This is a genomic window from Nonomuraea sp. NPDC049725, assembly GCF_040674795.1.
GTDB classification, from domain to species: Bacteria; Actinomycetota; Actinomycetes; order Streptosporangiales; family Streptosporangiaceae; genus Nonomuraea; species Nonomuraea ceibae.
The window spans coordinates 118061-142099 of sequence record NZ_JBFANJ010000022.1; the positions used below are offsets into that span (position 1 = coordinate 118061).

At 72.8% G+C, this 24039-nt stretch carries 10 protein-coding genes; 1 reads left to right on the forward strand and 9 read right to left on the reverse strand.

Annotated features, from left to right (window positions below):
* Positions 1–11: 11 nt before the first annotated feature.
* The 7 genes from AB0J53_RS39680 to AB0J53_RS39710 all read right to left on the reverse strand — a co-directional run bounded on the left by AB0J53_RS39680 (position 12) and on the right by AB0J53_RS39710 (position 20962).
* Positions 12–3083, reverse strand: a complete 3072-nt coding sequence (locus AB0J53_RS39680; protein WP_364182088.1) for a beta-ketoacyl synthase N-terminal-like domain-containing protein — start codon at positions 3081–3083, stop codon at positions 12–14.
* On the reverse strand, positions 3080–10384 hold the full coding sequence (locus AB0J53_RS39685; protein ID WP_364182091.1) for an amino acid adenylation domain-containing protein: 7305 nt from the start codon (positions 10382–10384) through the stop codon (positions 3080–3082). The genes AB0J53_RS39680 and AB0J53_RS39685 overlap by 4 nt, the downstream gene beginning before the upstream one ends.
* Before the next feature lie 79 nt (positions 10385–10463).
* Positions 10464–11720 (reverse strand): MFS transporter, encoded by a 1257-nt coding sequence (locus tag AB0J53_RS39690; protein WP_364182094.1) that lies wholly within the window; start codon positions 11718–11720, stop codon positions 10464–10466.
* Positions 11717–17422 carry an amino acid adenylation domain-containing protein gene (locus AB0J53_RS39695; protein ID WP_364182096.1) on the reverse strand — a complete coding sequence of 1902 codons (5706 nt, stop codon included), beginning with the start codon at positions 17420–17422 and terminating at the stop codon, positions 11717–11719. Before AB0J53_RS39695 ends, AB0J53_RS39690 begins: the two co-directional genes overlap by 4 nt.
* A gap of 8 nt (positions 17423–17430) precedes the next feature.
* Positions 17431–18681, reverse strand: coding sequence for an ATP-grasp domain-containing protein (locus AB0J53_RS39700; RefSeq protein ID WP_364182099.1), 1251 nt, complete (start codon positions 18679–18681; stop codon positions 17431–17433).
* Complete coding sequence (locus AB0J53_RS39705; RefSeq protein ID WP_364182102.1) at positions 18678–19430, reverse strand: tryptophan 2,3-dioxygenase family protein; 753 nt, start codon at positions 19428–19430, stop codon at positions 18678–18680. Before AB0J53_RS39705 ends, AB0J53_RS39700 begins: the two co-directional genes overlap by 4 nt.
* Positions 19427–20962 (reverse strand): AMP-binding protein, encoded by a 1536-nt coding sequence (locus AB0J53_RS39710; protein ID WP_364182104.1) that lies wholly within the window; start codon positions 20960–20962, stop codon positions 19427–19429. The genes AB0J53_RS39705 and AB0J53_RS39710 overlap by 4 nt, the downstream gene beginning before the upstream one ends.
* Positions 20963–21116: 154 nt before the next feature.
* Between AB0J53_RS39710 and AB0J53_RS39715 the strand changes: the two genes are divergently transcribed.
* Positions 21117–21377, forward strand: coding sequence for a phosphopantetheine-binding protein (locus AB0J53_RS39715; RefSeq protein ID WP_364182107.1), 261 nt, complete (start codon positions 21117–21119; stop codon positions 21375–21377).
* Here AB0J53_RS39715 and AB0J53_RS39720 read toward each other — a convergent pair.
* Positions 21368–23029, reverse strand: coding sequence for an FAD-dependent monooxygenase (locus AB0J53_RS39720; protein WP_364182110.1), 1662 nt, complete (start codon positions 23027–23029; stop codon positions 21368–21370). The two genes, AB0J53_RS39715 and AB0J53_RS39720, sit on opposite strands and share 10 nt — an antisense overlap.
* On the reverse strand, positions 23026–23937 hold the full coding sequence (locus AB0J53_RS39725) for an AfsR/SARP family transcriptional regulator (protein ID WP_364182112.1): 912 nt from the start codon (positions 23935–23937) through the stop codon (positions 23026–23028). Before AB0J53_RS39725 ends, AB0J53_RS39720 begins: the two co-directional genes overlap by 4 nt.
* Positions 23938–24039 lie beyond the last annotated feature (102 nt).

The following is a 24039-nucleotide window of genomic DNA, read 5'->3' on the forward strand; positions in this document are numbered from 1 at the left end:
GGTAAGGCCGGTCACTCTGTCGGTACGGCGGGCGCGTCGCCTTCGAGCTCCCGCAGGAGCGCGGCGACCGTTTCCGGCTCCATCCCGGCCACGGCCGCCTCCAGCAGGCCGCCCAGGTGGTCGGCCAGCCCCGCCACGGTGGGCGCCCGGAAGAACTCCGCTCCGGAGACCTCGACCGGGAAGTGGTCGCCGACCCTGGCCACCAGGCGGATCGCCATCAGCGAGTCGCCGCCGAGCTCCAGGAAGTCGTCATCCGCCCCGACTCCCGCGATCCCGAGCACGTCCTCGAACAGCCCGGCCAGGCGGGCCTGAAGGCCGGGGGCCGGCGCGCGGTAGGGAGCCGACAGGCCGGGGCGCGGATGCCGGTGCCGCGACGGCGTCCTTCCGTCCGTGACTCCCCGGCCGTGCTCTTCACCCTGCTCGTCACCCTGCTCGCCGCCGGGCTGCGGGCCGGTGTCACGCAGTGTGTAGCGGCGGCGGTTGAACGGGTAGGCGGGCATCCTGACGCGGCGCCGGTCACGCCCCGCCCGCATCCCGTCCCAGTCGAGCTCCGCGCCCGCGACCCAGAGCTCGGCCGCGGTACGGGCGAGCTGTTCCTGCCTCGGCGAGATGCCGGCGCGGCCGGGGAGGCTCGCCAGCGGCCGGGGCCCGGCGGCGGGATCGGTGAGCAGGTCGCGGGCGAGCGTGGTCAGGCTCCGCCCCGGCCCCACTTCGAGGACGATGTCCACGCCCGCGTCCACCAGCCGCTGGAATCCGCCGGCGAAGCGCACCGGATGCCGGAGCTGGCCTGCCCAGTAGCCGGGATCGGTGACCTGCTCATCGGTGATCCAGTCGCCGGTGACGTTCGAGACGAAGGGGAGATCCGGCCGGCGCAGCCCGTACTCGGCCGCCACCGCGCGGAACCGCGCCGCGGCCTCGTCCATGGCGGCCGTGTGAAAGGCATGCTCCGTGCGGAGCGGACGTCCGGTGAGGCCCTCCGCCGCCAGCGGGCCGGCCATGCGGGCGACCGCCTCGGCCGGGCCGGCCACGACCGTGGAGCGGGGAGAGTTGACCGCGGCGATCGTCACGCCGGGCTGCAGCAGCGGCTCGACCCGCTCCGCGGCGGCGAGCACCGCCAGCATGGCGCCGCCCGGTGCCGCGCTCATCAGCTCGCCGCGCCGCGTGACCAGCATGGCGGCGCCGCGCAGGGTGAGCGCTCCGGAGATGGTGGCCGCGGTCAGCTCGCCCAGCGAGTGGCCGAGCAGGCAGGTGGGCCGTATCCCCCAGGAGAGCCAGGTCCGCGCCAGCGCGTACTGGAAGGCGAACAGGGCGGGTTGCGCCAGGTCGGTGCTGATCGGGGAGGCTCCCCCGCCGAGGAGGCCGTCACCGGTAAGGAAGCCGGAGACGCGCTCGGCGGTCGCCGGAGGCAGTGCCTCCAGGCAGTCGGCCAGATGCCGGGCGAAGGTCGGCTCGCCCGCCGAGAGGTCGCGGGCCATGCCGCGGAACTCGGTCCCCTGACCGGGGAAGGTGAACGCGATTCTGGGCGGCTCATGTCCCCGCCGCCCACTCACGATCATGCCGGCGTCCATCTCGGCCAGCGCCCGCTCCGCCTGCGCGGAGTGCTCGGCGACGACCGCGATCCTGTGGTCGAGCTCGCGCCGGCCGGTCTGCATGGTGTAGGCGGCCGACCCGAAGGGCAGGTCCGGGCTGCGGGACAGGCGCTGCTGCACGGTGCCGCCGTACCTGAGGAGGGTGCCCTCGTCACGCGCCGAGATCGGCAGGATGTGCCAGGTGCCGGATTCGTCCGCCGGCGCGGCCGGCTCGGCGAACTCGGCGAGCACGGCGTGCGCGTTGGTGCCCCCGACGCCGAAGGAACTGACCCCGGCCCGGCGCGGGGACGGCGCCGCGGGCCAGGCGCGCGCCCGCGACGGCACCTCGAACGGCCCGTCCACCAGATGTGATCGGGGGTTGGGCCGGGTGAAGTGCGGGGTCGGAGGCACGATGCCGTTCTCGAGCACCAGGACGGCCTTGATGAAGCCGGCCATGCCCGCCGCGGCGTCCAGGTGACCGATGTTCGGCTTGACCGCACCGAGCACCAGCGGGTCCGCGCGGTCGCCGAAGACGTGCGCCAGGGCCTCCAGTTCCACCGCGTCGCCGAGGTGGGTGCCCGTTCCGTGCGTTTCGAGGTAGCCGATCGAGGCGGGCTCGGCTCCCGCGACCGCCAGCGCCTCCAGGACGACCTCTCGTTGGCCGCGCACGCCCGGCGCGGTGAAGCCGACCTTCCGCGCGCCGTCGTTGTTGACGGCCGAACCGAGGACCACGGCCCGGATGGGGTCGCCGTCGGCCAGCGCCCGCTCCAGCGGCTTGAGGAGCACCGCCGCGCAGCCGTTGCCGCCGACCGTCCCCTGCGCGTCCGCGTCGAAGGCCCGGCAGTGCCCGTCGGGTGACGCGATCGCGCCGGGCTGGTAGAGGTAGCCGACGTGCTCGGGATAGAGGATGCTCGCCGCACCGGCGACCGCCATCTCGCATTCGCCGTTCAGGAGGCTCTGGCAGGCGTAGTGCAGGGCGACCAGGCCGGTCGAGCAGGCGGTCTGGACGGTGACGCACGGGCCGGTGAGGTGGAGTCTGTAGGCCGCCCGCGTGGTGAGGAAGTCCGGCTCGGTGCCGACGCGGATCTGGGTCTCGTCCAGCTCCAGCGCCTCGGCGTACTGGAGCGCGAAGCGCTTGTAGGACGACTGGGTGCAGCCGGCGAACACGCCGACCGGCCCCCGCAGGCGCGTGGGGGCGTAGCCGGCGTCCTGCAGCGCCTCTTCCACGCACTCCAGGAAGAGCCGCTGCTGCGGGTCGGTGACCTGCGCCTCGCGCGGCGACATGCCGAAGTACTCGGCGTCGAAGAGGTCGACGCCCTCGACGACGCCGCGCGCGGGCACGTAACGCTCGTGCGCGCGCAGCCGCTCCGGCACGCCCGCCTCCGCCAGTTCCTCAGGGGTCAGCCTGCGGATCGATTCCACGCCCGCGACGAGGTTCGCCCAGTACTGGTCCACGTTCGCGGCGCCGGGAAAGCGCCCGGCCATCCCGATCACGGCGATGTGGTCGCTGGTCATCGGCTCGCTCCCCTGCGCGCTCTGCGGGCTCGCGCCTCAAGCCGGCGCGTTCCCGCCTCGACGGTCTCCTCCTCGACGGTCTCCTCCTCGGCGGTCTCCTCCTCGGCGGGCGTGGCCAGGAACTCCGCCTGGGCGGCGACGGTCGGGCTGGCGAAGATCTCCACCAGGTCGACCGGGGTGCCGAACTCCGCCTCCAGGCCCCTGGCCAGCCGGGTCACGAGCAGTGAGTTCCCGCCGACCTCGAAGAAGTTGTCGTTCATGCCCACGTCCGCGACGCCGATGACCTCGGCCCATACGGCGGCCACCCGGCGGGCCACCGGATCTTGTGGCAGCCGCACCTCCGCCGGCCGGATCTCGGGCAGGGCCCGCCTGTCGATCTTGCCGTTCGCCGTGAGCGGCATGGCCGCCAGTATCGACAGGTGGCCGGGGACCATGTAGTCGGGCAGGCGCTCCCGCAGCCAGCGCCGCGCACCGCCGAGGTCGGCCGTCGTCAGGTCGCCGACGAGATAGGCGGCGAGTCCGCCACCTATCTCCGGCCTGGTGACGACGACGGCGTCACGCACCCGCGGATGATCGCGCAGCGTCGCCTCGATCTCGCCCAGCTCGACCCGGTAGCCGCGGACCTTGACCTGGTTGTCCATGCGGGCCAGGAAGTCGAGGTTGCCGTCGGGCAGCTGCCGCACCAGGTCCCCGCTCCGGTAGAGCACCGAGCCCGGCGGCCCGAACGGGTCGGGCACCCAGCGCTCCGCGGTGAGCCCGGCGTTGCGGAAGTAGCCCCGCCCCACTCCCGCGCCGCCGATGTAGAGCTCACCCGCCACGCCCACCGGCTGCGGTCGCATCTCGGCGTCCAGGACGTGGGTCCGGATGTTGTCGATCGGCGGGCCGATCGGGGGCGCCTCACGGCGGTCCGGGCCCGGTTCGGCGGAGGCGGCGGTCATGACGATCGTCGTCTCCGTGGGCCCGTAGTGGTTGGTCAGCCGCCACGGCCGCTCGCGGGCCGGCCAGTGCAGCCGGTCCCCGCCGGAGAAGACCACGCGCAGGTCGCAGTCCGCGGGCCAGTCCTGCTCGGCCATGAGCTGGGCCAGGGCGGTCGGCAGGAAGGCGCGGGTGATGCGGTGGCGGACGAAGAAGCCGATCAGAGCATCCGGATTGGCCCGGGTGGCGTCGTCCACCACGTGCAGGCTCGCGCCCTCCGTCAGGTGGGGCCAGATCTCCCAGGCCAGCCCGTCGAAGGAGACGCTGGCCAGCAGCGTGACCCTGTCCCGCCGGTCATGCCCGAAGTGGCGGTGCTGCCACTGGCACAGGTTCCGCAGACCGCCATGCGTGATCATCGCGCCCTTGGGCGTGCCCGTGGAGCCCGAGGTGTAGACGACGTAGGCGAGGTTGCCGGGGGCGGTCCGCGCCGGCGGCGCCTCGTCCGGGCCCCGCGACCAGTCCTCCCCGTCCATCAGCAGGGGCCGTCCCGTCCCGGCGGGCAGCGACGCCGCCAGGCCGGAGCTGGTGATCACGACCGGGCTGCCGGCCTCGGCCAGCATGTGACCGATGCGCTGCGCGGGGTAGGCCGGGTCGACGGGCAGGTACGCCGCGCCGGCCTTGAGCACGCCCAGCAGGGCCACGATCAACGCCGGGCTCCTGGGCAGGTAGACCGGGACGGGACGGTCGCTCGCGACTCCCAGGGCGCGCAGCCGGCCGGCCAGCCGATCGGCCCGGCGGTCCAGCTCGCCGTAGGTGAGTTCTTCCTGATCGGAGCGCACCGCGAGCGCGTCCGGCCGGGCGGCCGCCTGCTCGGCCACGAGCTCGTGCACGCAGCGCTCGTCCACCTCCACCACCGGACCGGCGCCCAGCCGCACGGCCCGCTCGACGTCCTGGGCGGCCAGCATGGGCAGCGCGCTGACCGGCCGGTCCGCGCCGGCGGCGACGGCCTCCAGCATGCGCGCGTACCAGCGCGCGAACGCCTGCGCCGTTTCGCGGTCGAAGAGGGCGGAGTCGTACTCGATGCCGCCCTCCAGTCCCCCTCCGACCTCGGCGAGGTTGAACCCGAGGTCGAACTTCGAGGCCCCGGACTCCACCGGAACCAGGTCCCCCGCCTCCTCGCCGATGAACAGCTCCTCCCTGGGCACGTTCTGCAACGCGAACATCACCTGGAAGATCGGGTTGTGGGACAGCTCCCGCTGTGGCGCCAGCCGTTCCACCAGCAGGTCGAACGGGACGTCCTGGTGCTCGTACGCCTTCAGCGCGCTGTCGCGCACACGATCGAGCAGCTCGGCGAACGAGGGGTCGCCGGACACGTCGGTCCTGATCGCCAGCGTGCCGGCGAAGAAGCCGACCAGCCGCTCCAGCTCGGCTTCCTGCCGCCCGGCCACACCGGTGCCGACCACCACATCGTGCTGGCCGCTGATCCGGGCGAGCAGCGCGTTGCAGGCGGCGAGCAGCACCATGAAGAGCGTCGCCCCTCTGGAGCGGCCGAGTTCGGTGAGCCGGGCGGTGACCTCGGGTGAGATCACGAACTCGACCTGGCCGCCGCGGAAGGACTGCACGGCCGGGCGGGGGCGGTCGAGCGGCAGCGCGAGGAGGGCGGGCGCGCCGGCGAGGTGCTTCTCCCAGTGGGCGAGGCTCCGCTCGAATCGCTCGCCCGTCAGGCGCTCCCGCTGCCAGAGCACGTAGTCGGAGTAGCCGACGGGAAGGGGGGCGAGGGCGGGGTCTCCGCAGGCGCTGTAGGCGCGGTAGGCCTCGCTCAGCTCGCGCAGGAGGATGGACACCGACCAGCCGTCCGCCGCGATGTGATGGGTGACCAGAGCGAACGACCAGCCGCCGGGGGCGCGGGTGAGCACGCCCCGCAGCAAGGGCGCGGCGGTAAGGTCGAACGGGCGCAGCACCTGCTCGGCGAAGCCGTCCTCGGACACGACGAGGACGTCCCGGTCTCCTTCGGGCGGGTGCACGATCTGAACCGGCTCGCCGTCCGCGTCGCCGAAGGAGGTGCGGAGCGTCTCGTGCCGCTCGACGAGCAGCCGCAGCGCGCGCCTGAGCGCCTCGACGTCCACGTCGCCGGTGATGCGGACGGTGGCGTACATGAGGTAGGCCGGCCCGCCGACGCCGAGCCGTTCGAGGAACCACAGCCGCCGCTGCGCGTGGGACACCGGGATCGGGGTGGAACGATCCGCCAGTCCGGGCGCCGGCCCGACGCCGCCGGGCCGTCCGGGCCGCGCCTCGACGGCGGCCGCCAGCGCCGTCACCGTCGGCGCCGCGAAGAACTCGTGCAGCGAGATGTCGGTGCCGAAGGCCCGGCGCACGCGCGAGAGCAGCTGGGTGGCGAGCAGTGAGTGCCCTCCGAGGAGGAAGAAGTCGTCCTCGGCGCCCACTCTGCCGGCTCCCAGCAGCGTGCCCATCAGCGAGGCGATCGTGCGCTCGGCGGGCGTGCGGGGGGCCACGTAACGGCGCACCCCCGTGGGGGTGGACGTGGCGGACGCGGCCAGCTCGGCCCGGTCGAGCTTGCCGTTGGACGTGCGCGGGAGCTCGGAGAGGAACGTCACGCCGGCCGGCACCATGTATTCGGGCAGCCGGTCGCGCAGCCGGTCGCGCAGCGAGACGGCCGCTCTGCGCTGGTGCTCGCGCAGCGCGGGCTGGTTGGTGAGCGGGCCGGACTCCCCCGAGTCCACGGCCGCCACGCAGGACAGGCGGCCCGCGCCGACGACGGCGTGGTAGCGCCCCGGATGCCGCGCCGAAGGGAGGCACACGACGGCACGGCCGGGGAGAGCGGCGGCCAGCTCCCACGGCGCGGGGCCGGGCTCCGCCTCCTCTCCCGGGCTCACCGCGCCGACCAGCGCCGTGAGCCCGGGGTGGGGGATGTCGGCGAGCAGCACGGGATCGGCGGTGCCGGGCAGCTCGGGCATGCCGTTCCGCCAGGGGATCCGCTTCAGCGCGCCGATCGAGGTGACGTCGCCGGTGGCGGGACGGAGCGTGACGTCGTAGCGGAACAGGTTCATCTCGGTACTGCGGCTGCCCGGTTTGAGCCGGATGTCGGCCACCAGGCCGTAGGCGGCCGCGAAGCGGACGAAGAAGTCCGGATGGACGACCAGTTCGTCCTCGCGGGCCGCGTGCAGGGCGGCCGGCCCGGGCAGGGAGTGGTGGAAGGCGTCCAGGAGCGGCAGGCTGCGCACGTCGCCGATGAAGATCGCGGGCGCGAATCCCCGGCATCGATCGAGCACCCGCGTGAGGTAGCCGGCGTCGGGGAAGTACTGGATGACGGAGTTGAGCACGACGACGTCGAAGCGTTCACCGGCTTCCACGTCCGCCGCCTCGCCGACGCGGAACTCCGCGGCGGGATCGGCGGCGTGCGCGGTGCTCAGCCGGGCGACGGCGGTCTCGGAGACGTCGGTGCCCACGTAGCGGTCGAGCGAGCCGGCGAGCCCCCGGTAGAGCAGGCCGGTGCCGCACCCGATCTCGAGGACTCTCCGGGGCTCCAGCACCTTGATGGCGGAGACGGCTCCGCTCACCCATTCGGCCATGTCGTCGTCGGAGTAACGCTCGCCGGTGTAGCTGCTGAGCCAGCCCGAGTAGTCGGGCCCGTCACCGGCGAACGTGCCGTACGCGTCGTCCCAGACCGCTCCCCAGCGGCTGACGATGTCCGCGCCCTCCCCCGCCCCGGTCTCTGCCGGGGCGTCGCCGCCCACCACGTAGGCCAGCAGGGACTGCCCGTCCGCCGACACGACGACCGCCGCGTCCTCGACCCCGGGCTCCTGCCTGAGCGCCGCCTCGACCTCACCCAGCTCGACCCGGAAGCCCCTGACCTTGACCTGGTCGTCGACGCGCTCCAGGTATTCGAAGTCCCCTCCCGGCAGCAGCCGGACGAGGTCGCCGGTGCGGTAGAGGACCGATCCGGGCGGCCCCAGCGGGTCGGGCACGAACCGTTCGGCCGTCATGCCCGGTGAGCCCAGGTAGCCGCGTGCCACTCCCACGCCGCCGATGTACAGCTCACCCGGCACCCCCACCGGGCGCGGCAGCATGGCGGGCGAGAGCACGAGCAGGCGTGTTCCGGCGACGGGGACGCCGATCAGCGGCGGCCCCTGCTGGATCGGCCAGCGGCTGGACCAGATCGTGGTCTCGGTCGGGCCGTACACGTTCAGCGCGCGTTCCGCCGTGGACGTCAGACGTTCCGCGACGTCCTCCGGCAGCCGCTCGCCGCCGGCCAGGGCGGCGCGGAGCCGCGGCAGGTCCTGCCCGGCGAGCATGCGCCAGGTCGCCGGCGTCGCCTGCATGACGTTCGCCCGCGCGGACGCGATCCGGCGCGCCAGCGCCTCCGGGTCGGTGCACTCCTCGCCGGTGGCCAGGATGACCGTGCCGCCGGAGGTCAGCGGCACGAACAGCTCCAGTGCCGCGATGTCGAAGGAGGCCGTGGTGACGGCGAGCAGCCGCAGGTCCGGGCCGGCGGCCAGCTCCCGCCGGAAGTCGGCGATCAGGTTGCTCAAGGCCCGATGGGGGATCATCACCCCTTTGGGCCGGCCGGTGGAGCCGGAGGTGTAGATGACGTACGCGAGGTTCTCCGGATCGACGGGGGGCGCGGGCGGCGGCTCGGCGGCGGGCGGGACGGGCCGGTCGACCAGCAGCGCGGGCATGCCCTCGGGCAGCGTCCCCGCCAGGCCGGAATCGGTGATCACGAGGGGGGTGCCGCTGTGGCGCAGCATGTGGGCGACGCGCTCGGCCGGATACGCGGGGTCGACGGGGAGGTAGGGCAGGCCCGCCTTCAGCACTCCCATGAGCGCGGGCACCAGCCGCGCCCCCCGGCCGAGCAGAACCGCGACGGGCGTGTCGGCCGGGATCCCGGCCGACCGCAACCGCGCGGCCAGGTCGTCCGCCTCGCGATCGACCTCGGCGTAGGTCAGCGTGAGGTCGCCGCACACCACGGCGGGAGCGTCCGGCGTGGCGGCGGCCCAGCGGGCGAACGACTCCGGCACGGCCGGGCCCTCCTCGCCGGGCGCTCCGTCGGCCGCGGCGAGGATCTCCCGCGTCTCCCCGGGCGTGGCCAGTTCGAGGGCGTCGAGGCGCGTTCCGGGGGCACCGGCGAAGATCTCGCACAACCGGCGGTAGTGCCCCGCCATCCGGCGCACGGTGGCCTCGTCGAAGAGCGCGGTGTCGTACTCCAGGACGGCTCTCGGGCCCGCCTCGTCCTCGACGATGTGCAGGGCCAGGTCGAACTTGGAGGTGGCGTTGTGCACCTCGCGCGGCGAGACCCGGACGCCGGGCAGACGCAGCGGCTCCACCTCGGCGTTCTGCACGCTGAACAGCACCTGGACGAGCGGGTTGTGCGACAGCACCCGGGCCGGGGCCAGCCGCGCGACCAGGAGCTCGAAGGGGAGGTCCTGGTGACCGAGCGCGTCCAGGCTGTGGTCGCGCACCTCGGCCAGCAGGTCGGCGAAGGAGGAGAGGCCGGCGAACGTGGTGCGCATGGCCAGCGTGTTGGCCAGGAATCCGACGGTCCCTGCCAGTTCGGGGCGGGACCGGCCGGCGACGGGCACGCCGACGACGACGTCCTGCTGCCCGGTGTACTCCCGCAGCAGCACCTTGAACGACGCCAGCAGCACCATGAACGGCGTCGCCCCGTGCGCGGCCCCCAGCTCCCGCAACGGTTCCATCAGGGAGTCCAGCGAGACCTCCACCTGGTCCCCGCGGAAGGACTGCGTCACGGGACGCGGCCGGTCCAGAGGCAGGGCCAGCATCTCCGGAGCGGCGTCAAGACGCCGTGTCCAGTAATCCAGCTCCGCGTCGAGCGCGGGGCCGCTGAGCCATTCGCGTTGCCCGTCCGCGTATTCCGCGTACGTCATCGCCGGCGCGGGAAGCGCCGGATCACGGCCGGCGCTCGCCGCCGCGTAAAGCTCGCCCAGTTCACGCCGCACGATTCCGACCGACCAGCCGTCGACCGCGATGTGATGCAGGGTCAGGCAGAAGAGCCAACCGTCGGCGGCCTTGGCGAGCAGCGCGCGGATCGGCAGGTCCGTTCGCAGGTCGATGGGCCGCCGGAGCCAGCCGTCGAGCGCCGCTTCGGCGTCCCCTCCGGCGATCGACAGTTCGGGCTCGGCCTGCCCCGCCGGCACGATGACCTGCCGGGGCTCGCCGTCGGCGGTCGAGAACCGGGTCCGGAGCGCCTCGTGGCGCTCCACCAGCAGGCGCAGGGCGCTCTCCAGCGCGGGCACGTCGAGCTCCGGGCCGAGCCACGCGCATTCATGAATGTGGTAAGCGGTGTTACCGGGCGTGAGCTGATCCAGGAACCAGAGGCGACGTTGCGCATGGGAAACGGGACGAGTCATCGTCAACCTTTCCGCAGGACGGGTCGATATCGAAAATAGAGTCAGGTGGTTAGCCCGCGGTTATTCACCGGTTATGGCTTCACATTCGCCGATATTCACGGCTGAAAAAGCCGGCGACGAACGCCAGGGAGACCCCGAGGCCAGCGACCACGATGACCAGCGGAGCCCCCACCGCCTCCACGGCCCTTCCCGCGATCACGGTGGAGAGGGGGAAGGCCAGTCCCGCGCAGGTGACCAGCAGGCTCATGACGCGCCCCAGCAGTTCCCCGGGAATCTGGCTCTGCAGCATGGTCATGTAGAAGACGTTGAGCACGGACTGCAACACGGCCGCCATGAGCATCGCGGCGGATGCGACCACCAGCGACTCGCCCAGGGGCACACACATGATCGCCGCGCCCTGTCCCACGCCGAGGAACAACGCGACGAGCGCGCGCCGGCGACTGCGCAGCAGCAGTACTCCGCAGAGCGCGCCCAGGAGCGAACCCACGCCGAACGCGGCCATGATGGTGCCGAACGTCCCGGGGCCGCCGCCGAGCCCGCTGATCGCGAAGGAAGGCAGCGCCACGTCGGTCATCCCCGCGTAGGCGAGGTTGACCACCACAGTGACCAGGAGCGACATCCTGAGCAGCGGGTTGGCCACGACGTGCCGCCCCACCTCGGCCCAGCCCGGCGTGACCGCCGGGGGAGCCTCCGGCCCGGCCTCCCCGGCCTCCCGGGCCGGCGCGGGCGTCACCCGGCGGACGGGGACGAAGAGCAGCGTCACGGTGGACACCACGAAGGTGACGGCGTTGACGAGCAGGCTCACCCAGCTCTTCAGGCCCGTGACCACCGGGCCGCCCGCCGCCGGACCGGCGATCATCGCGATGGACTGCATGGTGGAAGCCAGCGAATTGCTCGGCCCGAGCAGCTCCTTCTGCACGATGGCCGGCAGCACCGCGAACGAGGCCGGGGTGAACATCCCCTCGAACAGGCCGAACAGGGCCACCGATCCGGCCACCAGCCACAACGGCGGCTGGCCCGCGAACACCAGCAGCGCGAAGCCGAGCAGCACCACGACCCGCGCCCCGTCGGCGATCAGCATGATCACGCGTGCCCCGTGACGATCGGCCAGCGTGCCGCCGATCGGGAAGGCCACCAGCCTGGCGATGCCGAACGCCGCCAGGACCAGGCCCAGCTCGTCGGCTCCCCACCCGGAGCCGAACACGATGAAGGGCAGGGCCACCAGGTAGATGCCGTCGCCGAGCTGGGAGATGAGCTGACCGGCGAAGTACAGCGTGAACGCCCGGCTCCGGAACGGCGCGAGCAGGCCCGTGCGGGCCTCGGCGACTTCGGTCATGACCTCACACCGGCCTCTCCGGTCGGGTTCACCAGGGCTCGCAGCTCGGCCAGCGGGGTGTCCTCCCGCGCGACCACGGCTCGGATCACCCGCTCGTAGGCGGCGAGCAGCCCGCGCATCGCCGCGGCGCCGAAGAGCCTGGTGTAGAAGCTGATCTCGACGTGCAGGCCGCCGACGGGCCAGAAAAGAACCCGGATCGGGTGCTCGGTCTGCGTGACGCCCACGCCCGGGTTCCACGACTCCATGCGGCGTCCCGCGGCGGCGTCCATGGGGAAGTTCTCGTAAACGAGGTAGCTGTCGAAGAGCGGCGTGCGCCAGGGCAGGCCGGCCCACTCGCGGATCTGCGCCAGTGAGGCGAACTGGTGCTCGCGCATGTCCGCCTGCCCGGATTGCAGCCGGCGCAGCCAGGACGTCACCGCCTCCCCCGGGTCCGCCGCCACCACCACGGGCAGCAGGTTGTTGAACGGGCCGACCATGCCGGCCATCTCGCTCAGGTGCTCCGGCCTGCCCGCCGAGACGGTGCCGAACGTCACCGTCTCGCGTCCGGTCAGGCCGGACAGCACGAGGGCCCAGGCACCCTGGAGCAGAGTGAACTGGGTGACTCCGCGCTCCCGCGCCACCCGGGCGAGCCCGGCCACCACCTCGGGCGGCATCTCCAGGCCGACCCGGTCGTAGTGTGTCCCGGTCCCGGCCCAGTTCGGGGCGCCCAGCGCCTCCACCAGCGGAGTACGGCCGGCGAAGCGCTTCATCGTCTCGCTCCAGTAGGCGGCGTCGGCCGTCTCGTCACGCTCGGACAACCATGAGATGTGCTCGCCGAACGCCGGCGGCGAAGGCAGCCGCGGTGCCGTGCCCTCCCGGCAGGCGTCGTAGGCGGCGAAGAACTCGCGCTGCATGTTCTGGAAGCTCCAGCCGTCCTGCAGCATGTAGCTGAAGCGCATGATGGCCCGGTAGCGGCCGGGGCCGAGCTTGAACAGTCTGATCCGCCACTGCGGCGCCTGATCCAGCCGGAGCAGGCGGCGGCGCTCCTCGCCCAGGGCGGCGGCCAGCCGCTCGTCCTGCTCCGTCTCCGGCAGTCCGGAGAGGTCGCTCCTGTCGATCGGCGGAGTGGAGATCGCGTGCACGGCCTGCACGGGACGCAGCAGTCCCTTCCAGTGGAACGAGGTCCGCAGGACGGGATGGCGCTCCATGACGTGCTGCCAGGCGGCGGCGAACGCGCCCTCGTCGAAACCGGCGTCGTCGATGGACAGCTCCACCGTCGCCGTGTGCAGGCCGGGCTCCGCCGCCTCCAGGGCCGCGGAGAGCATCTCGTGCTGGATCGGCGCCAGCGGGTAGACGTCGATCACGCCGTCGGCCGGCCGCCAGGGCTTGGCGTCGGGCAGGCGTCCCCGGCCGCTCGGGCCCGCCGGCCGGGTGCGCGGCGGATCCGCCTGCGACGCCGCCGCCTCGGCCATGCCCTGGATCGTCGGGTGCCGGAAGACGGCCTGGGCGGTGATGGTGACGCCCGCCTGGCGTGCCTTGTTGACCAGCTGCAGGGCGAGGATGGACTCACCGCCCAGGGCGAAGAAGTCGTCGTTCCTGCCCACCCTGGGCACGCCGAGAAGCCCGGCGGCGAGCTTCGCCAGCAGTTCCTCGGCCTGTCCTCGCGGTGGCTCGTACGCCGCCTGCGAGACGGCGGGCCGGGGGCGCAGGGCCGTGCGGTCGACCTTGCCGCTGGGGGTGAGCGGCAGCTCCGCCAGCACGTTGATCTCGGTGGGGACCATGTGGTCGGGCAGCCGCTCCAGCAGCCGCTCCCGGAGCTCGGCCGCGAACCACTCGTCTCCCATCCGGGCGGCGGGCGCGTTGGTGAGCGGTCCGTCGCCGCCGTCCTCCGAGCTGATCAGCCCCTCCACCGCCGCGGGTGTGACCACCTGGTCGTAGCGGCCGGGGCGGCCGGGCGATGGGCTGCGGTGGCAGGTCAGGCCGGGGCCCGCCGGGGCGGCATCGGGGGTGCCGGGACGCAGCCCGTCAAGGGGGAAGATCTCGTCGGCCGGTCCCTCTTCGAGCAGGCGCAACGCCTCCACCAACGGCGCCTGCCCCGGATGGGGCAGGCCGAGCTCGGCGCCGGGCAGGTCGCGCAGGCGGGCCAGGGCGGGCGAGCCGGGGCGAAGTAACACGTCGTAGCGGAAGACGTTCATCTCCGTCGGCGCCGTGCCCGTCTTCAGCCGGATGTCGGCAACCAGGCCCCGGTTCTCCGCGAACCGGACGAAGTAGCGCGGATCGACGACGAGCTCGCGGTCCTTGTCGCACTCCGCCGCCACCCGTTCCAGGATCTCGCCCTTGGTCATGGGCGCACCCGCCTGGCCGGCCAGCACCGCCAGATGGAAGGCCTCCAGCAGCGGCAGGCTCCGCACGTCGCCGACGAACACCACGCCCGCGCAGATCCGGGCCGCCTCCGTGAGGACCCGGTCGAGGTAGTCCGGTCCGGGGAAGTATTGGATGACGGAGTTGAGCACGACCACGTCGAACTCGCCCAAGTCGCTCACGTGCTCCGCATCGCGCCGCAGGAAACGGGCCCGGTCCGACTTTACGTGCCTGCGCGACAGCGCCGCTATGGCGGTCGCGGAGATGTCGGTGCCGACATAGGAGTCGACGTGCCGGATGAGCCGCTCGGCCAGCAGCCCGGTGCCGCAGCCGATCTCCAGGATCCGGCGCGGGCGCAGCGCCAGGATCGCCTCGACCGTGCGGTCCACCCACTCGGCCATGTCGGCCCCGGCGTAGTCCGACCCGGTGAAGCTGCTGCGCCAGCCCGCGTAGTCGGGCCCGCTCACCTGCTCGGCTCCGCGGTAGGTCGCGTCGAACACCTCCGTCCACCGGGTGACGGCCGCGGCGTCGGGCGCCGGCTCGTCCCCCGTGCGCACGACGTGCGCGACCAGCCGCCCGCCGTCCGGCGTCGCGGTGACCGCGGCCGAGCGGATGCCCGGGTGTTCCAGCAGCGCCGCCTCGATCTCGCCCGGCTCGATCCTGAACCCGTGCACCTTCATCTGGTGGTCGAGCCTGCCGAGGAACTCGATGTGGCCGTCGGCGAGCAGCCTCGCCAGGTCCCCCGTCCGGTAGAGGTAGCCGCCCGGCGGGCCGAAGGGCGCGGGCACGAAGCGCTCGGCGGTCAGCCCGGGCCGCCCGAGGTAGCCGCGCCCGACGCCCTCCCCGGCGAGGCAGAGCTCACCGATGACGCCGATCTGCTGCGGCTGGAGGCCGGGCCCGAGCACGTGTGCCCGCACGTTCTCGATCGGCCGGCCGATCGGGACCGCCGCGCACCGGGTCTCGTACGGCGAGGCGCCCGGCGTGTAGGCGGTGACGTCGATGGAGGCCTCGGTGGGCCCGTAAAGGTTCTCGCAGCGCGCTCCCAGCCGGGCGAGCGCCGTCTCGGCCAGGCTTCTCGGCAGGGCTTCCCCGCTGCAGACGAGCAGCCGCAGCTCCGGCAGGCGGGGCAGCCCGGGCTGGTCCAGGAACACGCCGAGCATGGCGGGGACGAAGTGCACGATGCTCACGGCCTCGGCGGCCATGAGGCCGGCCAGCCGCCGGGGGTCCTCGTGCGCGGCGGGCGGCGCGACCACCAGCGTCGCCCCGGTGACGAGCGGGAGGAAGAACTCCCACACCGAGACGTCGAAGCTGTAGGGGGTCTTCTGGAGGATCCGGTCGTCTTCGGTCACCTGGTAGGCGCCGGCCATCCAGAGCAGCCGGTTGACCAGGCCGCGGTGGTGGATCATGGCCCCCTTGGGCCGTCCGGTGGAGCCGGAGGTGTAGATGACGTACGCCAGGCTGTCCGGATCCGGCGCGGGCAGGGGCCCGTCGCCGCCGCCGTCCACGCCGCCGTCCACGACGGCGCCGGGGCCGAGTTCCAGGACCTCGGGGCCGTCGATCAGGTGCCGCAGCTCCGGCTGGGTGACGGCGATGGGCGCGGCGGCGTCGGCGAGCATGTAGCGCACCCTCTCGGGCGGGTAGTCCGGATCGACGGGTACGTAGGCCGCGCCGGCCTTGAGGATGCCGAGCAGCGCCACCACCAGCTCGGTGCTGCGGCGCATGACCACGGCCACGCGTGTCTCCGGCCCCGCGCCCATGGCCCGCAGCCGGCGGGCCAGGGCGGCGGCCCGCTCCTCCAGCTCCCGGTAGGTCAGGCTGCCGCCCTCGAAGGTCACCGCCACGGCCTGCGGCCGGCGCGCGCCCTGCCGGGCGATCAGCTCGGGCACGGTGAACGGCGGGATGCCGGCCGGCTCCCCCGTGCCGAGCGCGAGCACGGCGTCCCTGTCCGCGGCCGGCAGCGTCGCCAGCTCCGTGACCCGAGCGTCGGGGCGGTCACAGGCCGAGGTCAGCAGGCACTCCAGCGCGGCGGCCAGGCGTTCCACCGTGGCACGGTCGAACAGGGCCGTGTCGTACTCGATGACGCCGTCGATCCCTCCGTCCCGGGCGTCGCTCATGCTCAGCCACAGGTCGAACTTGGCAGTGTCGTTGGCCATCCGGAACGGCTCGACGACGGCCTCGCCCAGCGTCATCTCCTGGTCGGGCGCATTCTGGAAGGCGAACATCACCTGGAAGAGCGGGTTGTGGGCGAACTCCCGCTGCGGGGCCAGCCGCTGCACCAGCATCTCGAACGGCACCGACTGGTGCGCGAACGCCTCCAGAGCGGCGGCGCGCACCCGCGCGAGCAGCTCGCGGAAGCCGGGCTCGCCCCCCAGCTCCGCGCGCACGGCGAGGGTGTTGGCGAAGAAGCCCACGACCTTCTCCAGGTCCGCCCGCTCGCGCCCGGCGACCGGCACGCCCACGATCACGTCGGACTGGCCGCTGTAGCGGCCGAGCAGCGCGGCGAAACCGGCGAACAGCACCATGAACGTGGTGGCGCCGCTCTCCACGCCGAGCCGGCGCAGCCGATCGGCGAGAGCGGCGCCGAGACGGAAGCGCACCTCGTCGCCGGAGAACTCGGGCGAGGCCGTCCTCGGCCGGTCGTGGGGCAGGGCCAGCACGTCGGGCGCGTCGCGCAGTCTCTCCACCCAGTAGCCGGCCTGCTCGTCCAGATCCAGCGAGCGCTGCCACGCGGCGTAGTCGGCGTAGTCCGGGCCGGCTGCCGGCGGCTCGGGCGTCCTCCCGGCCGCGTACGCGGCGTAGGCAGTGGAGATCTCCTGCTGGATCAGGCCCATCGACCAGGCGTCCACGGCGATGTGGTGGGCGCAGAGCCCGAGGACCCGCTCGTCCTCGCCCTCGATCAGGAGCGCCTTGAGCATGGGCCCCCGGGCCAGGTCGAACGGTTCGGCGGCCCATCGGCGCAGGATCGGCTCCGGTTCCCCGGCCGTGCGCACGCCGAGGATCTCGGGCAGGCTGTCCGGGTCGAGGATCACCTGCGAGGGCTCGCCGTCCACGGCGGGAAAGACGGTGCGGAGCGCCTCGTGCCGCCGTACGACGAGAGTGACGGCCCGGCTCAGCGCGTCCACGTCCACGCGGCCGCGGATCTTGACCGTGAGGCACACCACGTACGCCGGCCCGCCCCCGTGGATCCGCTCCAGCGCCCACAGTCTCCGCTGGCCGTACGAGAGCGGAAGCGGCGCGGTGCGGTCGGCGACGGGGATCCCGGCGGCGCGTGGCCGCACCGTACCCTGGCGCAGCGCCCGGAGCAGGCGCGCGCGGTCTCCGGCGGTGTCCTCGGGCATCGGCGGATGAGCGTGCTGTCGCATCTGTGTTCTCAGTCCCTTGCTGGTGAGTGCTCGAGCCGGAGTGCCGCCTCGATCTGGAGGACGAGCTCGCGCAGCCGCTCGTGGTCTTCGACGACTCCCCAGACGTCGGCGAGTGCCGAGCCCGACCCGTCGCGCCAGTCGAGCAGCCGTCCGGGCAGGCCGAGCGGGTAGGCCTCGCGGACGCCGTCGAGCGAGCGGATCACGTCGAGCCCGTGCAGCGCGTCCATGCGGCTGAGCGCCTGCGGCGCGGGCGGCGAGTAGACGAACGACACTCCGGCGGGCGGGCCCGGTTCGAGCCGCACGTCGTGCCCGAGCGCGGCCGCGATCGTGGACCGGAGCGGGGAGACGGCGTAGCAGCCGCTCAGCACCTTGTCGACGAAGCCGCCGAGCCTGCCGTTGACCTCGATGACACGGGGCCCCGCCGGGGTCAGCTTGATCTCGGTGTGCGTGGCGCCGTGCCGTACGTCCAGCGCCTTCAACGCGCGGGTGGTCAGGTCGAGGACGGCGGACCTGGTCCCGGCGGAGATCGTGGCGGGCGCGAAGTGGCCGGTCTCCCTGAACGGCGGCGCGAGGGGGAACTTGCCGATCACCGCGTAGTGCTCGGCGCGCCCGTCCCGGACCATGGACTCGACGGACACGTGGTCCCCCCAGCCCTCACCGGCGACAGACGTGTCGCCCACCAGCAGTTGCTCGACCACGGCTCCCGGCCGGTCGGCCGCGGCGACGCCCTCGAGCACCGCGCGGACGGCTCGCGCGCACTCCGCCGGGGTGTTCGCGAGGTAGGTGTGCCTGCTGGCGGCGCCGGTGGCCGGCTTCACCACCGCCGGCAGGGGCAGGTCCGGCCCGAAGGTCTCGAGCGGCTCCGTGCGGAGCACGCAGGCCGTGTCGTCGGCGCCGCCCTCCCGCAGGAGCGTGCGCTGCACGTCCTTCCTGGTCAGCGCGCGGGCGGTGCCCTCACTGTGATACGGCAGCCCCATGAGCGCGGCCAGCCGGGCGGTGGAGGACACCCGGTAGTCGCTGTACGTGAGGAGGGCGTCGACGCCCAGTTTCTCCAGGCTCCGCGCGGTCTGTGCCGGATCGGGATCGAGCTGGAGCACCGGCCCGCAGTCACGCAGCATGGTGAGCAGCGCCTCGTCGCGGGCCTGCGTCCCGTCCACGAGGAACACCAGCCTGCAGAGCCCCTCGGCGGCGACCATGATCTGGTACGGCGAGGCCGACCCGCGTTCATGGTTGACCGCGAGCAGAGGAAGATCGCTCATTTCATACCCGTCTCATACAAGGTGTTTCGCGCTTCCCAGAGGAAGGGGAAGAAGCGGTATTGGAGAGTCCGCGCCAGGTAGCCGGCCGACTTGCCGCCGGTGCCGGTGAAACGCCTGCCGATCATGCGCTCGACGAGCACGATGTGCTCGGCCCGCCAGCGGAACCACAGCACGTCGAAGTCGGTGAGCAGCTCGGCCATGACGGCGATGGGCCCGTAGTCCTCCGGCTCCCGGTAGACCTTGGCCCAGTCCTCGACGCCGCTCTTCTTGCCGGCCAGTTCCGCGGCCTCGGCGAGACCGGGCTCCTTCAGCGCGGCGCCGACGACGGGCGGCAGGCTGCCGCGGTTCAGCGCGCGGATGGAGTGGAGGTATTCCGGGGTGCGCAGCCCGGCGAGCACTTCGACCACGCGGAACTGCGCCGATTCGAGGCCGCTGGCCGACCCGAGCACGTCGCGGAAGCCGTTGAAGGCGGCCGGGCCCATGTCGGCCAGCGTCGAGATCTGGGCGATGCCGTTGCCCGTGACGTTGTTGAGCCTCTTGAGCACGGCGGCCGCCTTGGTCCAGGCCCCGTCCTCCAGATGTGCGCGCGCCCGGCGCACATCGTTGATCATGATCTTGAACCACAGCTCCATGGCCTGGTGGGTCACGATGAAGTGGAGCTCGTCCGGATGCCCCTCGCTGAGCCCGTTCTGCAGTCCGAGCAGTTCTTCGAGCCGCAGATATCCGCTGTAGGTGACGCGTGCGGTCATCGTGAGCCGCCGCCCCGCTCGCCGGTCTCCGCCAGGAGCCGCCGGTCGGCCTTGCCGTTCGGGGTCAGCGGGATGTCCGTCCGGTGGTTGTAGCTCACCGGGCGCATGTGCGGGGGCAGCACGGCGGCGAACTCGCTCAGTTCGCCGGCGGTCAGCGGTTCGCCGGTGTAGTGCGCGACGAGGGCGAGCCCTCCTCCGGCGTGCGGGCGCGGGACCACCACCACGTCGACGACGCCGGGATGCGCGCGCAGCACCGCCTCGACCTCGCCGGGCTCCACCCTGAAGCCGTCGATCTTGATTTGCGCGTCCAGCCTGCCGGCATGCACCAGCAGCCCGTTCTCCCTGACCACCCGGTCGCCCGTGCGGTACCAGTCGCTGCCGGCCGGGGTGCCCGTGACCTCGCGGACCCGGCCAGCGTCGATCGACACGAAGCGGCCGGCGTCGGCCGCCGGGTCGAGGTAGCCGGGGAAGCGCTGCGGCCCGCGTACGCACAACTCCCCGGCCTCGCCCGGCCGTCCGTCCTCGTCCAGCAGGACGTGCTCCAGGTGCGCGTACACCTCGCCGATCGGCACCGTGCCGTTGGAGGTGACGGGCCAGTGCGAGCGCGGCCTCGGCAACCGGTAGCCCGCGCAGAGAACGGTGAGCTCCGTCGGCCCGTAGCAGTTGTACAGCGTCGCGTCGGGAGCGGCGCGGGCGAACGCCTCCGCGTGCGCGTACGTCACCGCCTCGCCGCCCAGCAGCACGTGCCGCAGCGTCGGCATGCCGCCAGGTGTGAGCTGTCCTTCGGCGAGCGCGAAAGAGATCATGGACGGCAGGGCCAGCAGGTGCGTCACCCGCAGAGCGGTGACGAAGTCCCGCGGGAACAGCACGTCCGCCCTGGGGACGACGCAGAGCGTGCCTCCCGCTCCCCAGGCACCGAACATCTCGTGGATCGCGGGGTCGAAGGACAGCTCGAACACCTGCGCGACACGGCTGTCCCGGTCGAACGCGAAGCGCTCCAGCGCGTCCCGCACGAACGCCCGGGCGTTGGCATGCGTGATCCGCACGCCTTTCGGCCGCCCCGACGAGCCGGAGGTGAACCCGATGTAGGCGAGCTCGCCGGTTTCGGGGGCCGGCGCCTCCATCACGGGGACGCGGCCGAGTATCCGCGCGTCCGTCAGAAGGAGGGTCTCCGTCCCGAGGGCGTCCGGCGCGTGCCCGGCCGAGCCGTCCGCTACCACGAGGCCGAGCCCGGCCGCCTTGGCGATGTCCGCGTTACGGCCGGCGGTCGTGTACGGATTCAGCGGCACCGCGCACAGGCCGAGCCGCAGGATCGCCAGGAACCCGGCGTATCCCGCGAGGCTTCTGCTGGCCAGCAGCCCGATGCGGGGCGAGCCGCCACTCCTGGCTCCGGCGATGAGGGCGGCCGTCCGCTCGACGGCTTCGAGCAGCCGCCGATAGGTGAATGACGTTCCCCCGATCTCCAGCGCGACCCGCTCACCATGTTTCGTCGCGGTATCGCGGAAAAAGTCATACAGCGTCCAGTCGGCCATGTGTCCCTCGTCACGACAGACGATTGCTTGGTGGTTCAAATCTATGGACCTCCGGTTATCCGGCGGTTATCTGATGGTTATTGCAGGTATCCGGTCACTGGCGAGCCGCGTTACTGTTCCAAAAAATTCAGGCGCTTGCTCCGAAGGAGTTCCCATGACGAATCCGACCGAGACCGGACCGCTCGAGGAAGAGATCATCGCGATATTCGCGGAGTTGCTCCGGCAGCCGCGAGTGGGCCGGCTCGATCATTTCCTGCACCTCGGCGGAAACAGTCTCATCGCGGCGCAGATCGTGGCCCGGATCAGGAGCGAGCTGAGCGCGGAGATCTCGCTGCGCGCTTTCTTCTCCGACCCGACGCCGGCGGGCGTGGCGGCCGCACTGACGCGCGCGCCCGCCGTTCCCGGTCAGGCCTGAAGCCAGACCTGGGCCACGCGCCGGGCCTGAACGTGGGCCCAGCCGTAGCCCAAGTCGTCTTCGCCGCAGACGAGGACGACGGGCAACCGCGCGGCCAGCCGTTCCCCGAGGACCATCTGTCCGATACGGGCGAGATCCGGCTCACCCTCGCCCCGGGACACCGCGGCGAAGTCGAGCCCGGGGGCCAGACGTTCGACGAGCTCCACGGCGGCCTCCACCTCGCTGTCGCCGCCGTGGCCGGGCCGCAGCAGGATTCCCTTCGGCGAACGCATCTTCTCCAGCACACCCTCCAGCTCACGCGGGTCACGCGGGTCACGCGGCTCGCCGGTCAGATCGAGGACGAGCGGGCACCGCCCGGACTCGAACCGCCCGGACTCGAACCGCCCGGACTCGAACCGCGCGGCGAGTTCGGCCGGCATCCGGATGGCATGCCCGTCGCAGGCGTCTCCGCACGACACCTCGCCGGCGCCGGCCAGCGTGATGATCCGGGTCTCCGGCGGAGGCGTCAGCGGGCGGCCGAGCCGCTCGGGGAGACTGGGGTCGAGCCACGTCAGGTGGTCTCCCGACGACTGCCCCGTCCTGGTCAGCAGGCGCAGGAGAAGCGTTCGCGGATCCAGCCCCGCGTGCTCCTCGGGGTGCTCCCACATGCGCCGGCTCGCCCACGCGGCGGCCTGAACCCGGGCCACCTCCGGCCTGCGCTCCGATTCGAAGGCGGTGAGCGCCCCGGCCACGTCGTCGTGTCCGGCCAGGCAGCGCGACAGCTCCACGGCGTCGTCCAGCGCCATGGTGGTGCCCGAGCCGACCGAGAAGTGCGCGGTGTGGGCGGCGTCGCCGATCAGCGCGAGCCGGCCGGTCGACCAGCGCCGGGCTTCGACGTCGGTGAAGGGCAGCCAGCGCGAGCCGTTGCCGAGCAGTCCGGCGCCGGCGAGATCGTCCCGGAACACCTCCGCGCACCAGGCCATCGCCCGCTCGTCGGTCCAGCCGGCGGGACGCGTGCGCCCGTCGGTGAAGCCCGCCGCCCGCCAGGTCCGCTCGCCGGCTTCCACCAGGAACGTGCTGCGGCCCGGAGCGTACGGATAGACGTGCGCCGACAGCACGCCGTAGGGGCTGTCGGCGAAGAGAAAGGTCATCGCGTCGAAGGCGCGGTCCACGCCGAACCAGATGTAGCGGCCCTTCCCCTCACGGGTCACGGCGCCCAGCTCCGCGGCGAAAGCCGCACGGGCCGCGCTGCGCGCGCCGTCGGCGGCGGCCACGAGATCGTAGCCGCCGCACAGGTCGGGGGCCGACACACTGGTCCGGAACCGGAGCCGGGCGCCCGCCTCCTCCGCCAGCTTGGCCAGCGCCGCCAGCATGGCATGGCGCTCCACCGCCGCGAAGGGGTGCGACACCGCGCTCGCGGCGCCACCCCGCCGTACCTTCACCTCGTCCCAGCGCGCGGCGCGGGCCAGGACGGCCGTCACGGCGTCCGGCGCCACCATCCCGAGCCGGGCGAGGCTGAACTCGGAGAAGACGACCCCGAACCCGTAGGTCGCCCCCGGCGCGCTCCGCTCGAACACGTCCACCTCGTGGCCCGCCCTGCTCAGCAGCAGCGCGAGCAGCAGCCCGGCCGGACCGGCGCCCACGCAGGCGACCCGCGATCTCCGTGCGGTCATGCCGGCCGCCCCCGGTCGGACCGGCCGGTGAGCCGGTGAGATCGCCTGCCCGCGGTGGGCGCCAGCCGCCGGACCTTGAGCTCACCGGCCGGCCCGCGGCCGCTCCGCACGGCCGGGCGGACGTCCAGGCCCGGATCGCGGGCCAGGATCGCGGTCTCGAGCCGCGCGAGCTGCGCCCCCGGCTCCATGCCGAGTTCGTGGAGCATGACCCGCCGCGCCTCTGTGAAGGCGTTCAAGGACTCGGCGGGACGCCCCGAACGGTAGAGGGCGATCATCAGCTGGCCCCACAGCCGCTCCCGCAGCGGGTGGCGGCGCACCAGGGCCTTCAGCTCCGCGACCAGTCCGGCATGGCGGGCCAGGGCGAGATCGGCGTCGATACGCGACTCGATCGCGGCCAGCCGCAGCTCTTCAAGCCTCATCGCCTCGGCCGACAGCGACGGCAAGGACTCCAGGCCCGCCAGCGCGGGGCCGCGCCACAGCGCCGCCGCCTCGGCGAGCGAAGCGGCGGCCCGGTCCGCTTCCTCCGCGCGCATGCCGCGCTCGACCAGGCACTCGAAGCGGTCGGCGTCCAGCTCCCCCGGACGGACCACCACCATGTAACCGGTGGCGGTCGAGACGATCCGATCAGAATGAGAAAGCGCCCGGCGAAGATGATGGATCGCAACATGCACGCTCTTCGCCGCGCTTTTCGGCGGATTCTCTCCCCAGATTTGATCCGCGATCCGGGCCGTCCCCATGGGCTGATCGCGATGGCACAGAAGAACAGCCAATATCTGCTGCATTCTCATCGGGATGTCCAGCGTACGGGAATCGACCGTGACGCGGAGCGGGCCGAGCACGCCGAAAGAGACGCTCTCCCGGCTGTCCGGCGATCGATCGCATCTGGCCGGGGTCAGCAGGCCGGCCATTCACGCTCCCCCGCCCGAACGCTTTCCAGAAGGGTCGCAAGTTTTCCATGCGAACATGTCGTTCCTCCTGCTTCATAGGCTGCGACACATGCTGCCAAAAGC